We start from the raw sequence: 12,586 nt of genomic DNA on the forward strand, positions 1-12,586 counted from the left end.
ACCACCAGGCGCACCCGGCCGACCACAGTCGGGTGCGCCGCCATGACCGTATTTGCTGCCGCTCTCATACTCATCGCGATCGGCCTGATCGTCAGCATCGCCGTGCCGGCCTTCTTCGAGAGGCCCGAGCCTTCAGGGAAGGAACGGCTTGGCAAGCAGTCAGGGCTGACCCTGCACCGCCTTCGCCTGGCGGCTGAAGACGGCCGGTTGACCGAGGCGGAAATCGCACACGCAGTTGGAGGGGAGTGGACCGCGAAGCGCGACCTGGACGCAATTCGTATTGTGGTCGGCTACGAGCCTGGCCCCACGTGCTACCTGTTCGAAGCTCCCGCGCCGCCCGGTCCGAAGACCTCCGTGAGGCGTGAACGCCTCGAGCGTTGCCCTGCCTTCGATGAGAAGAGCAGCACAGCTGGAGTGCCGAGTTCGATCCACGGCACGCAGCCGAGGTCCAGGCGGGGCGGCCGGGACAGGTCTCCGTCGATCCCGACGCAGTACGGGCAGAGGGTGGAGCAGTAGTCGACGAGTGCGCCGTTGTGGAGACCTGGTTCGACGTCCCCGGCGGTGTGCCGGCGGTCGGAGTGGACCATGTTCCGCGCGAGGTGGTGGAGGTCGTCCTGGGTGTAGCCGTGCAGCGTCGGATCGCTGAGGGCCGTGGTGCTTGCCGGTCATCGTGGGCTGGGCTGGGCTGGGCTGCATGGCGGGGCGTGGGAGCGCCCGTCGCGACGAGCGTGCCCACGCACAGGACGGTTTCACCCCTCGCCGACGGCCGCACCCTGTCGGCGCGCCGCCTGCTCGTCGCCACCGGGCTGCGCGATGTCCTGCCCGACGTGCGCGGGCTTGCCGGGCACTGGGGGCAGGGCGTGGTGCACTGCCCGTACTGTCACGGCTGGGAGGTGCGCGACGAGCCCATCGGGATCCTTGCCGTGGGCCCGGCATCCGTCCACCACGCCCTGCTCTTCCGCCAGTTGACCGACGACCTCGTCTACTTCACCCGCGGCACCGACCTCGACGAGGACACCCGTGCGCGCTTCGCCGCGCGCGGCATCCGCGTCGTCGACACCCCGGTGAGCGAAGTCGTGTCCGCCGAGGGCGGCGGCATCGGGGGTGTGCGCCTGAGCGGCGGCGACCTGGTGCCCCGCCGTGTCCTCGCCGTCGCCACCACCATGCGGGCCCGCACCGAGGGCCTGGACGAACTCCACCTGCCGATGCGGGACTTGCCGGGCGGGACGGGCCGTCACTTCGCCACCGGAGCGGCCGGTGCCACCGACGTGCCGGGCGTGTGGGTGGCGGGCAACGCCGCCGACCTGAGCGCCCAGGTCGGCGCATCCGCCGCGGCCGGCGCCCTGGCCGGCGCCCGCATCAACGCCGACCTGGCTGTCGCCGACACCGATGCGGCCCTCGATGCGGCAGAGCGCGGCGTCACCCGCGTCTGAGCCTCCCCCCGACGGGGATCACCCGCGCCGATCCCGCCGGCGCGCCAACTCCCGTCTGTTCCTCCGGATCCTGGCTCCTGGTGCGCTGACCGCAGCGCACGGCCCGGCCGACGGACGAAGAAGCGGGCACGACAGCGGGAACGGGCTCGGCGGTAAATCCCAACTGAACGAGTGATCTATACACTCGGACGAGTGACGCTCCTTGCTGGGCCGCCAAGGGTGTTGTGACCATCGCCGGATGGACGGACAGAAGCGGAAGGCCGAGCTGGACGGCGTCGCCGAGACGACACTGTGGACGTTGCACCACCGCGCTCTGGCCGCGAAGGACCCCGGCTCGGCACTCCTTGACCCGAAGGCGATCGAGGTGATCGACGCCGTCGACTACCCCTTCGAGCGCCGCTTCGGTGCCGGCAACTGGGGCCTGGCGCAAGGAATGGCCGTACGCGCGCGCTGCTACGACCGTGAGGTGCGACGTTTCCTCAGGGACCACCCGGACGGCACGGTCGTCTCGCTGGGGGAGGGCCTGGAGACGCAGTTCTGGCGGGTGGACAACGGCAGAGTGCAATGGCTCGGGGTCGACCTGCCCGAGGTCGCGGCGCTGCGGCAGCGGCTGCTGCCCGACGCTCCGCGCCACCGCACGCTGTCCTGCTCGGCCACCGACGTGCGGTGGATGGACGAGGTCGACGCCTCGCGCGGGCTACTGATCCTCGCCCAGGGGATGCTGATGTATCTGCCGCGGGACACCGTGCACCGGCTTTTCGAGGCGTGCGCCGCCCGCTTCCCCGGCGCGGAACTGGTCTTCGACACCCCGCCCGCCTGGATGGCCGCCCGTACCGCCCGGGGCCGGTGGAGCTACCCCGCCGGGTACCGCCCGCCGCCGATGCTCTGGGGGATGACCCCGAAGGAACAGCGGACGCTGCGCGCGGTGCACCCGAACATCGCCGCCGTACGAGCCGTGCGCGAACCACGGGGCCGGGGCTTCCTCTGCGGGTGGCTGCTGCCCCTGGCCAACTTCCTTCCCGCGATCCGCTCGCGCAGACCGCTGTGGGTCACGCGCCTGTCGTTCGGCCTGACGCACCATCACCAAGGAGCCAATACATGACGGACCGCCTGCAAGCCAAGCGGGAGCAAGCCCACCTGTGGGCCCCGCGAGAACCTCGCCGGGTGCGCCTGGACGAACGGCCCTCGCGGCCACCGGAACAGCGGGCCGTTCTCGTCGAGGGCGCCACGTTGCGGTTGCGGGAGTTCGTCCCCGGTGACGTCGAGGGCGTCCTCGACATCTTCGGCGACCCCCGCACCACCCGCGAGTTCGGCATGCCGCCCTTCCGGCGCCCCGACGCCGAGGCGCTTGTCGAGCAGGCCAGGACCGGCGCCCGCCGTACGCCTCGTACGCACTACCGCCTCGGCGTCAGCGAGATCGCCACGGGCGAGTTGATCGGCTCGGCGAAGCTGATCGTCGAGGACCAGTCGGGCGAGGGCGGGATGGTGCGCGTGGGCTACCGCAGCGCGGAGGTGGGCCTGGCCCTGCGCGCCGACCGGGTCAGCGTGGGCCACAGCGTCGAGATCGGTTTCCTGCTGGGCGTCCTGGGCTTCGACCGCCTTGGCCTGCACCGCGTCTGGTCGGGTTTCATGCCCTCCAACATCGCCGCCCAGCGGGCCATCGAGAAGGCCGGCATGGTGCGGGAGGGGCGGCTGCGGCACTACGGGCACGTCGACGGGGTGTGGCACGACATCGTCCAGTACTCCATCCTCGAAGACGACTGGAAGGCCCTGCGCGCCCGCTGAGACATCGCGGGCCGTGCGACGGCGGTCCTGCCCGGCAGTTGCGCCGCCCCGCGCCGCTCTCCGGCGCGCCCACCCTATATGTCTCTTACTTGCCGATATGCATGAGTCATGACCTTTTTGGTCCTGGCTCACTTCGTTGTCGCGCTCTGCGCGGCCCCGCTCGTCCGGCGCGCCGGCCCGCGCGCCTTCATCGTCCTTGCGCTGCCGCCCGCGGCAGCGCTTCTCTGGGCGCTCTGCCAGTGGGGCACGGTCACGGGCGGCGGAGCAAGCAGCGAGGCCTGGACGTGGATCGAGGCGTACGACGTCGACGCGGCGTTCCGCCTCGACGCGCTGGCCCTGGTGATGGTGCTGCTCGCCGCAGGCATCGGCGCCCTGGTCCTGCTGTACTGCGGCAGCTATTTCGCGCCGGGGACAAGGCAGTTGGGAGCCTTCGGCGGCAACCTCCTCGCCTTCGCCGGGGCGATGCTGGGCCTCGTCCTCGCCGACGACCTGATGATCCTGTACCTGTTCTGGGAACTGACGACCGTCCTGTCCTTCCTCCTGATCGGCTACGACAGCGAGAAGCGGGGCAGCCGCCGCTCCGCACTGCAGGCCCTGACGGTGACCATGGTCGGCGGACTCGCCATGTTCGTCGGGTTCCTGATGCTGGGCCACGCCGCCGGCACCTATCGCATCTCGCGGATCCTGGAATCGCCGCCCGCCGCCGACGCCACCCTCTCGGCCGCCCTTGTGCTGATCCTGGTCGGCGCCCTCGCCAAGTCCGCGGTGTGGCCGTTGAGCATGTGGCTGCCGAACGCGATGGCCGCCCCCACCCCCGTCAGCGCCTACCTGCACGCGGCGGCGATGGTCAAGGCGGGCGTCTACCTGGTGGCGCGCCTTGCGCCCGCGTTCGCGGACGTCGCGCCGTGGCGGCCGGTACTCCTGATCCTGGGCACGGCGACGATGCTGCTCGGCGGCTGGCGTGCGCTGCGCCTGAACGACCTCAAGCTCGTCCTCGCCTACGGGACCGTCAGCCAGCTCGGCTTCCTGATCGTGCTCGCGGGAGACGGCACGTACAACACCGGCCTCGCGGCCGTCACGATGATCCTGGGGCACGCGCTGTTCAAGGCGCCGCTGTTCCTGGTGACCGGCATCGTCGACCACGCGGCCGGCACGCGCGACCTGCGCCGCCTGTCCGGCGTGGGGCGGACGCTGCCATGGGTGGCCGTCGTCGCCGTCGTCGCCGGCGCCTCGATGGTCGCGCTGGTGCCGCTGCTCGGATTCGTCGCCAAGGAGGCCGCGTTCGAGGCACTGTGGCACGGCACCGTCGCCGAGCGCTGGGTGCTCGCCCTGATCGTGGTCGGCTCCGCGCTCACCACCGCCTACACCCTGCGCTTCCTGTGGGGCGCCTTCGCCCGCAAACCGGGAGTCGCCGACAGCGCCGTGCACCGCGTGGGCCCCCTCTTCCTCGCCCCGCCCGCCCTGCTGGCCCTGGCCTCGCTGCTGCTGGGCCCGGGCATCGGGTGGGCGGCGCCGCTCTTCGAGGCGTACGCCGCGCAGTACACCCTTCCGGCGCACCCCTACCACCTCGCCCTGTGGCACGGATTCGGGCCCGCGCTCGGTCTGTCGGCGCTGGCCTGGGCGGGCGGCGCGGTCCTGTTCGCGGGCCGCGACACGGTGGCACGCCTGGGACGCCGAGTGGCCTGGCCGAAGGCCGACGAGGCCTTCGGGCGGACCGTACTGGGTGTGGAACGCATGGCGCTCCAGGTGACGGGCGCGGTCCAGAAGGGCTCCCTGCCCGCCTACGTCGCCACCGTCCTGGGCGTCATGCTCGCCGGCCTCCTCGCGGTCCTGCTCACCGACCGCCCCTGGCACGGCGCCCCCGCGCCCCGCGCCTGGGACACCCCCTGGCAGGCCGCCGTCGCCGCGCTGACCTGCGCCTGCGCCCTGATGTGCCTGGTCGTGCAGCGCCGTATGAAGGCCGCCGTGCTCGCCGGCCTGACCGGATACGGCACCGCGCTGCTGTACGTGGTCCAGGGCGCACCCGATCTGGCCCTCACCCAGTTCGGCGTGGAGACCGTATCGACCGTCGTCCTGGTGCTCGTCCTGCGCAGGCTGCCCGTGCACTTCGGCGAGACGCTGCGCTCCTGGCGCCGCGTGGCCAGCCTGCTGCTCGCGCTCGCCAGCAGCCTCGTGGTGGCCTGCGCGGTGTGGATCGCGGCCGCCGCACGTACGGCCGACGCCGCCGGGGCGGCCATGACGGAGGAGACCGCCCACCACGGCCTGAAGGACGTCGTGGCGACGATCCTGGTGGACTTCCGCGCCTGGGACACCATGGGCGAGTCGGCCGTCCTCGCGGTCGCCGTCCTGGGCGTCACGAGCCTGCTGTACGTGCACCGCAGACAGGGCCCGGCGCCAGGGACGCCACCCGCGCTGCCCGGCGGAGTGACCGCCTGGTCCCTGGCCACACCGGCCATCGAGGTACCGCCGAAATACCGGCAGACCGCCCCCGAACGCAGCTGGCTGACGGCCGGTGACACCCTTGCGCCCGAGCACCGATCCGTCGTCTTCGAGGTCATCGCCCGCCTCGTCTTCCACCCGATCCTGATGCTCTCGGTGTACCTGCTCCTGTGCGCGGAGAACCTGCCGGGCGGCGGCTTCGTCGGCGGGCTCGTCGCCGGGGTGGCCCTGATGATCCGCTACCTCGCCGGCGGACGGCACGAGCTGGACGCCGCCGCCCCGCTGCACCCCGGCTTCTTCACCGGCCTCGGCCTGGCCCTGTCGACCGGCATCGCCCTCATCGGCCTGGTCGACGGCACGGTGCTGCACGCCTGGACGTGGCACGGCCGGCTGCCGCTGATCGGCGACTGGCACATGGGCACCGCCGTCCTCTTCGACCTGGGGGTGTATCTGCTGGTCCTCGGCGGGGTCCTGGACATCGTCCGCGCCCTCGGATCCAAGATCGACCAGCAGACGGAGCGCAGAGCCGGCCTCGCGTTGGCCAGGGAGGGGGAGCGATGACCGTCAGCCTGACCCTGCTGATCTGCGCCGTCGTCCTGACCGCCGTCGGCGCGGTCCTCCTGCACACCCGCAGCCTGACCCGCGTGCTCATGGGCGTCATCGTCTGCGGCAACGGCGTCAACCTGCTGGTCCTTGCCACCACCGGACGCGCCGGGGCCCCGCCCCTGCTCTACCCCGGCGTCGCACACGCGCGCGTCACCGACCCGCTGCCCCAGGCCATCGTGCTCACCGCCGTCGTCATCACCCTGGCCACCACGGCGTTCGTCCTCGCGATGGTCTATCGCAGCAGCCAGCTGACCGGCACCGACTTCGTCCAGGACGACGTGGAGGACCGCCGTGTCGTCCTGCGCGCCGAGATCGCCGAAGAGCGCGCCGAACTGCGCGAACGCCACCGCGGCGAGGGACCGCGCGCCTGGCGCGACGAACGCCGCGAGCAGCGCCGCCGACTGCGCGCCGACCGCGCCTTCCAGGCCCGCGCCCGCGACGCCCCCGGCGATCTGTGGGACGACATCCTCGGCGCGGACCCGCCGCAATCGCCAAGCCCCGCACGGCAGGAGAACGACCCCCGTTGAACGCCCTCGTCCCGCTGCCCGTCGTACTGCCGCTGACCGCGTGCGGCCTGAGCATGTTCATCGGGCCCCGGCTGCGCGTCCTGCACCGGCTGATCGGCATCGGCGTCCTCGCCGCCGTCCTCGCCGTCGACCTCGTCCTGCTCGTCGGAGCCGACCGGGACGGCCCGCTCGTCGTCCATCTCGGCGACTTCGCCCCGCCGCTGGGGGTGACCCTGGTCGCCGACCGGCTCGCCGCCCTGATGCTGACCGTTTCCGGCGCCGTCACCCTCATCGTCCTGATCTACGCGCTCGGCCAGGACATGGTCGACCGCGAGGAACGCGCCCCGATCGCCGTCTTCCACCCCGCCTACCTGGTCCTGGTCTCCGGGGTCTCGCTCACCTTCCTCGCCGGCGACCTCGTGACCCTCTACGTCGGCTTCGAGATCATGCTGATGGCCAGCTTCGTGCTGCTCACCCTGGGCGGCACCGAGCCGCGTCTGCGCGCCGGTTCGACCTACGTCGTCGTCTCCCTCGTCTCCTCCCTGGTCTTCCTCGCCGGCATCGCGGTCGCCTACGCCGCCTGCGGCACCGCCAACTTCGCCCAGCTCGCCGTCCGCCTGTCCGACGTGCCGCTGGGCGTACGCACCCTGATCGAGGCGCTGCTGCTCACCGTGTTCGGCGTCAAGGCCGCCGTCTTCCCGGTGGCCGCCTGGCTGCCCGACTCCTACCCGACCGCGCCCGCCCCGGTCACCGCCGTCTTCGCCGGGCTGCTCACCAAGGTCGGCGTGTACTCCATACTGCGCGCCGAGACCCTGCTCTTCCCCGGCAACCGGCTCTCCACCCTGCTGATGGCGATCGCGTTCGCCTCCCTGCTGATCGGGATCCTGGGCGCGGTGGCCCAGACCGACCTCAAACGGCTGCTGTCCTTCACGCTTGTGAGCCACATCGGCTTCATGCTCTACGGACTCGCCCTGGGCAGCCGGGGCGGCATCGGCGGCGCCATCGTCTACACCGCACACCACATCACCGTCCAGACGACGCTGTTCCTGGCCGCCGGGCTGCTCGAAAGGCGCTATGGCAGCACCGACCTGACGCGCCTGGGCGGCGCGGCCCGCACCGCGCCCCTGCTGGCCGCGCTCTGGTTCGTGCCCGCCATGAACCTCGCCGGCATCCCGCCGCTGTCCGGCTTCCTCGGCAAGCTGGGCCTGATGCAGGCGGGCGCGGCGGACGGCGGCGTCGACACGTATGTGCTGCTCGCCGCCTGCGCCGTCGCCAGCCTCCTGACCCTGTACGTGATGGTCAAGGTGTGGAACCTGGCCTTCTGGCGGGCCACGCCTTCCCAACTGCCCCTGGAGGGAACCGTGTTGGAGGACACAGACGACACAGACGACACGGACGACACCGCCGACGCAGACGGCACCGCCGATGCCGGGCAGGTCAGGAGCGTCGGCGCGGTGGCCGTCGCCCCCGCGTCCGCCTGCGTGCGTACCACGGTCCGGGTGCCGTACGTGATGATCGGCGCGACCGTCGCCGCGGTGCTGCTCGGACTGTCCTACACCGTGCTCGCCACCCCCCTGGCAGGCCTGGCCGACCGCTCGGCCGCCGAACTCCTGGCCCGCACCCCCTACGTCGAGGCGGTGCTCGGCCCGTGAGTTCCCCCGAAACGGCGAGCCGCCCGCGCCGCCTGGACCCGTCCCTGATCGCCTGGCTCACGGTGATCTGGATGCTGCTGTGGTCGGGGCCCACCTGGGGCAACCTGTTCAGCGGCATCCTGGTCGCCGTGGCCCTGTGCCTCGTCTTCCCGCTGCCCGCCGTCGAACTCGCCCTGCGCCTGCGCCCACTGGGCATCCTGCGGCTCGCCGGGTATCTGGCCTACGACATGGTCGTCTCCAGCGCCACGGTGACCCGGCAGGCCCTGGGCGGCCGCAAACGCCCCGCCGCGGTGATCGCCGTCCAACTGCGGTGCCGCACCGACCTGATGATCGCCGCGACCGCGGTCGCCGTCTCCTGCGTGCCGGGCGGCGCCCTGGTCGAGGTCAACGCCGCCACCGCCACCCTGTACCTGCACATGTCCGACGCCGACGACCGTGACGCGGTGCGCCGTACCCGCCGCGACGTGTGGCGCCTGGAGGCCCTGGTCGTACGGGCCTTCGGCACCCGCGCCGAGGTCGAGCGCGTCGCCGCCGACCCGGGGCCCCCGCCCGCACCGCCTGCCTCTCCTGCTCCACCTGCTCCTCCGGAACGAAAGGACCCCGGGCCGTGACCGCTGCGGACGACATCCTGCTCGACGCCGCCCTGACGGTGATCCTCCTGGCGGGCGCCCTCCTGCTGATCCGCATCTGGCGCGGTCCGTCCATGCTCGACCGTGCGGTGGGCGTCGATGTCGCCGCAGCCCTGATCGTGGCCGGGATCGGGGTGCAGGCGGCCACCACCCGGACCCGCTACTACCTCTCGATCATGCTGGTGATCGCCTTCCTCGGCTTCACCAGCTCGGTGGGCATCGCCCGCTTCATCGCCGTACGCGACCGCCCCAACTCGCCCAAGGAGGGACCGTGAGCGCCTGGCACCACGCGGCCGACCTCGCCGGAGCGGCCCTGCTGCTCGTCGGCGCCCTGGTCTGCCTGACCGGCGTCATCGGCCTGTTGCGGCTGCCCGACGTGCTGGCCCGGAGCAGCGCCGCCACCAACCCGCAGACGCTCGGCATCATCCTGCTCACCGCGGGAGTCGCGCTGCGGCTGCGCTCCTGGGTCGACCTGGGCACGCTCGCCCTGGTCGTCTTCTTCCAACTCCTCACCAACCCCGTCGCCGCGCACCTGGTGGCCCGCGTCGCCTACCGCACGGGGCAGATCGGCGACTGCGCCCTGCTCTTCGACGAGCTCGGCGGCGCACCGACGCCCGAGGCCAACCGCGACCGGCGGACCTGACCGGGGGCGGGGGAGGGCAGAATCCTGCACTGTGACGATCACCGAGCGCGAACTCAACCGGGCAACCCTTAGCCGCCAACTGTTGCTCGAGCGACAGCCGTTCACCGTCCAGGAGGGGGTGCGGCGCGTGGTCGCGCTGCAGGCGCAGCAGCCGGCCTCGCCCTACCTCGCCCTGTTCAACCGGCTCACCGACTTCGCTCCGGCGGATCTCGACGCGGCGTTCACCGGCGGCTCGGTGGTCAAGGCCACCCTGATGCGGATCACGCTGCACGCCGTGCACGCCGAGGACTACCCCGCCTTTCGCGCCGCGATGCAGCCCACGCTCTACGCCTCCCGGCTCGGCGCCCGCTTCGCCGCGGCGGGACTGAGCCCCGCGGACGCCCACGTACTGGTGCCGCAGGTCCTCGACTTCGCCCGCGAGCCGCGGACCTCGGCAGAAATGCAGGCGTGGGTCGAGGAGCGGCTCGGCGCCGACAAGAAGGACGGGGCCTGGTGGGGGCTGAAGGGCTACGCGCCGTTGCACCACGCCCCGACGGACGCACCCTGGTCCTTCGGTCACCGACCGTCCTTCGTCGCCGCGCAGGGCGGAGCCGTACCGGCGGGCAGGGAGGCGGACCCGCAGGCGTTGCAGACGTTGATCCTGCGCTATCTGGCGGGGTTCGGGCCCGCGTCCCTCGCCGACGTGGCGCAGTTCGCCATGGTGGGAAGAACACACGTCCGCGCGGCGCTCCTTGCTCTGGGCGACACCCTGGAGCAGCTGCAAGGCCCGGACGGCAGCGTGCTGTTCGATCTGCCGGGGGCGTCGCGGCCGCCCGGCGAGACGCCCGCGCCTCCGCGGCTCATGGCCATGTGGGACAGCATCCTGCTGGCGTACGCCGACCGCGGCCGGGTGATACCCCCGGCCTACCGGCCCCTGGTGATCCGGCGCAACGGCGACGCCCTGCCGACCCTGCTGGTGGACGGCCATGTCGCCGGTGTGTGGCGGGCGGTGGACGGCCGTGTCGAGGCCACGGCCTTTCACCCGCTGCCGCCCGCCGCCTGGGAAGGACTTGCCGCGGAGGCCCGGGCCCTGACGGCTCTTCTCGGTGAGCGTGAGGCGGCGGTCTACAGCCGGTACCACCACTGGTGGGCCAAGCTGCCCGAGGCCGAGGTGCGGATTCTGTAGCTCAGGACTCCCGGCGCGCGGTCGCGGCCAGTGAGCCGAGGAGGGCAAGGGCCTCGCTGCTGGGCGAGGCCGGCTCCGCGTGGTAGACGACCAGTTCCTGGCCCGGTGCCGCGCGGACGTCGAAGGTCTGCATGGTCAGCGTCAGCGGTCCGACCTCGCGGTGCTCGAACCGCTTGCTCTCCAGCGCCTTGCCGCGCGCGTCGTGACGGGCCCACAAATCGGCGAACTCAGGGCTCTGGTGCAGCAGTTCACCGAGTACGTGGCGCACCCGCGGGTCGTCGGGCGCCGCGCCGTGAGCGAGCCGGAAGCCGGCCACGGAGTTGCGCGCGACGTCGTGCCAGTCGCGGTAGAAGGCACGGGCGGCCGGGTCGGTGAACACGACGTGCAGGAGGTTGCGCGAGTGCGCCCAGCTCTGGAAGAGCGCGTCGGCGATCGCGTTGGACGCCAGGACGTCGTACGCGCGGTTGTAGACGAGGGCCGGATTGTGCGGCCAGGCGTCCATCAGCGCCAGCAGACCCGGCTCGACCCGGTCGGCCACGGCGGCGGCCCTGGCGCGCGGGCCGAGCCCCGCCAGACGGAACAGGTGCAGGCGCCCGTCCTCGTCGAGGCGCAGGGCGGCGGCCAGGGCGTCGAGGACCTGCGCGGAGGGCGTGCGCTCACGGCCCTGCTCCAGGCGTACGTAGTAGTCCGCGCTGACCCCGGCGAGCAGCGCCACCTCCTCGCGCCGAAGCCCCGGCACCCGGCGATACCCCGTGACGGGCAGATTCGCCCGGGCCGGCGTGACGTCGGCGCGCCGGGCGGTGAGATAGGCGCCGAGCTCTGAGCGTGACATGCCGCCATGCTAGAGCCGCACCCGGCGGACTTCCCGGGTGCGCTGCACCCGGGAGGACGCCGCCTCTCCCGCCGGCGCCGGGCCCGCACCAGCCTTGAGGCCATGACCACACACCACACGGAACACCACACGGACAACACCGCGCCGGGCGACCGCAAGGTCGTCCTCGTCACCGGCGCCAGCAGCGGCATCGGCGCTGCCATCGCCTCGCGACTCGTACAAGAGGGACACCAGGTGGTGGCCGGAGCGCGCCGCACCGACCGCTTGCGGGACCTGGCGGACAGCACGAAGGAGGCGGCTGCCCGCTCCGGCGGGGGACTGGAGCCGGTACAGCTGGACGTGACCGACCGCGCGGACGTCGCGGCCTTCGTCCGGGGCGCCCGCGAGCGCCACGGCCGCGTCGACGTCCTCGTCGGCAACGCCGGTGTCATGCCGCTGTCGCGCCTCGACTCCCTGCTCGTGGAGGAGTGGGACCGCATGATCGACGTGAACATCCGCGGCCTGCTGTACGGGATCGCCGCGGCGCTGCCCGTGTTCACCGCTCAGGGATCGGGACACTTCGTGACGGTGGCGAGCGTCGGCGCCCACGAGGTCGTGCCCACCAGTGCCGTCTACAGCGGCACGAAGCACGCCGCGTGGGCGATCGCCGAGGGCCTGCGCCAGGAGTCCGACCCCTCGATCCGGGTCACGACCATCTCGCCCGGCGTGGTCGTCTCCGAGCTTGCCGACACCATCACCGAGGAGGGCGCCGCCGAGGCCATGCGCACCTACCGGGCCCATGCGATCGGGCCCGACGCCATCGCCGGCGCCGTCTCGTACGCCCTGGCCCAGCCGTCCGACGTCGACGTCAACGAAATCATCGTGCGGCCCGCCCGCCAGCGCTGAGGATCCTCGGC

At 72.4% G+C, this 12,586-nt stretch carries 12 protein-coding genes and 1 pseudogene; 12 read left to right on the forward strand and 1 reads right to left on the reverse strand.

Going from position 1 to position 12,586, the window contains the following annotated elements:
* Window positions 1–42: 42 nt before the first annotated feature.
* The 11 genes and pseudogenes from IE226_RS02665 to IE226_RS02715 all read left to right on the forward strand — a co-directional run bounded on the left by IE226_RS02665 (window position 43) and on the right by IE226_RS02715 (window position 10,858).
* Window positions 43–516, forward strand: coding sequence for a hypothetical protein (locus IE226_RS02665; protein ID WP_190079271.1), 474 nt, complete (start codon window positions 43–45; stop codon window positions 514–516).
* Between the two features lie 239 nt (window positions 517–755).
* Window positions 756–1,433, forward strand: a pseudogene (locus IE226_RS02670) (FAD-dependent oxidoreductase); the annotation flags it as partial.
* Window positions 1,434–1,671: 238 nt separating this feature from the next.
* A complete protein-coding gene (locus IE226_RS02675; protein ID WP_190079272.1) occupies window positions 1,672–2,535 on the forward strand; it encodes a class I SAM-dependent methyltransferase in 864 nt (287 codons plus the stop codon).
* Window positions 2,532–3,218, forward strand: coding sequence for a GNAT family N-acetyltransferase (locus IE226_RS02680; protein ID WP_190079273.1), 687 nt, complete (start codon window positions 2,532–2,534; stop codon window positions 3,216–3,218). The genes IE226_RS02675 and IE226_RS02680 overlap by 4 nt, the downstream gene beginning before the upstream one ends.
* A gap of 108 nt (window positions 3,219–3,326) precedes the next feature.
* Window positions 3,327–6,218, forward strand: a complete 2,892-nt coding sequence (locus IE226_RS02685) for a Na+/H+ antiporter subunit A (RefSeq protein ID WP_190079274.1) — start codon at window positions 3,327–3,329, stop codon at window positions 6,216–6,218.
* A complete protein-coding gene (locus IE226_RS02690; protein ID WP_190079275.1) occupies window positions 6,215–6,790 on the forward strand; it encodes a Na(+)/H(+) antiporter subunit C in 576 nt (191 codons plus the stop codon). Before IE226_RS02685 ends, IE226_RS02690 begins: the two co-directional genes overlap by 4 nt.
* Window positions 6,787–8,421, forward strand: coding sequence for a Na+/H+ antiporter subunit D (locus IE226_RS02695; protein ID WP_190079276.1), 1,635 nt, complete (start codon window positions 6,787–6,789; stop codon window positions 8,419–8,421). The genes IE226_RS02690 and IE226_RS02695 overlap by 4 nt, the downstream gene beginning before the upstream one ends.
* A complete protein-coding gene (locus IE226_RS02700; RefSeq protein WP_190079277.1) occupies window positions 8,418–9,032 on the forward strand; it encodes a Na+/H+ antiporter subunit E in 615 nt (204 codons plus the stop codon). The genes IE226_RS02695 and IE226_RS02700 overlap by 4 nt, the downstream gene beginning before the upstream one ends.
* Entirely contained in the window at window positions 9,029–9,325 is a 297-nt protein-coding gene (locus IE226_RS02705) for an MrpF/PhaF family protein (protein ID WP_229870356.1), read from the forward strand. Before IE226_RS02700 ends, IE226_RS02705 begins: the two co-directional genes overlap by 4 nt.
* Complete coding sequence (gene mnhG / locus IE226_RS02710; protein WP_190079278.1) at window positions 9,322–9,693, forward strand: monovalent cation/H(+) antiporter subunit G; 372 nt, start codon at window positions 9,322–9,324, stop codon at window positions 9,691–9,693. The genes IE226_RS02705 and mnhG overlap by 4 nt, the downstream gene beginning before the upstream one ends.
* A 31-nt stretch (window positions 9,694–9,724) precedes the next feature.
* Window positions 9,725–10,858 (forward strand): winged helix DNA-binding domain-containing protein, encoded by a 1,134-nt coding sequence (locus IE226_RS02715; protein WP_190079279.1) that lies wholly within the window; start codon window positions 9,725–9,727, stop codon window positions 10,856–10,858.
* A gap of 1 nt (window position 10,859) precedes the next feature.
* Here the strand turns inward: IE226_RS02715 and IE226_RS02720 are convergent, their stop codons facing one another.
* The gene (locus IE226_RS02720; RefSeq protein ID WP_190079280.1) at window positions 10,860–11,690 is read right to left on the reverse strand and encodes a helix-turn-helix domain-containing protein; all 831 of its coding nucleotides are present in this window, start codon (window positions 11,688–11,690) and stop codon (window positions 10,860–10,862) included.
* A gap of 102 nt (window positions 11,691–11,792) precedes the next feature.
* Here IE226_RS02720 and IE226_RS02725 point away from each other — a divergent pair, with 102 nt between their 5' ends.
* Window positions 11,793–12,575: an SDR family oxidoreductase gene (locus IE226_RS02725; protein WP_229870358.1), complete on the forward strand. Its 783-nt coding sequence runs from the start codon at window positions 11,793–11,795 to the stop codon at window positions 12,573–12,575.
* Window positions 12,576–12,586: the final 11 nt, after the last annotated feature.

The sequence above is a fragment of the Streptomyces longisporoflavus genome (assembly GCF_014649775.1).
GTDB lineage: Bacteria > Actinomycetota > Actinomycetes > Streptomycetales > Streptomycetaceae > Streptomyces > Streptomyces longisporoflavus.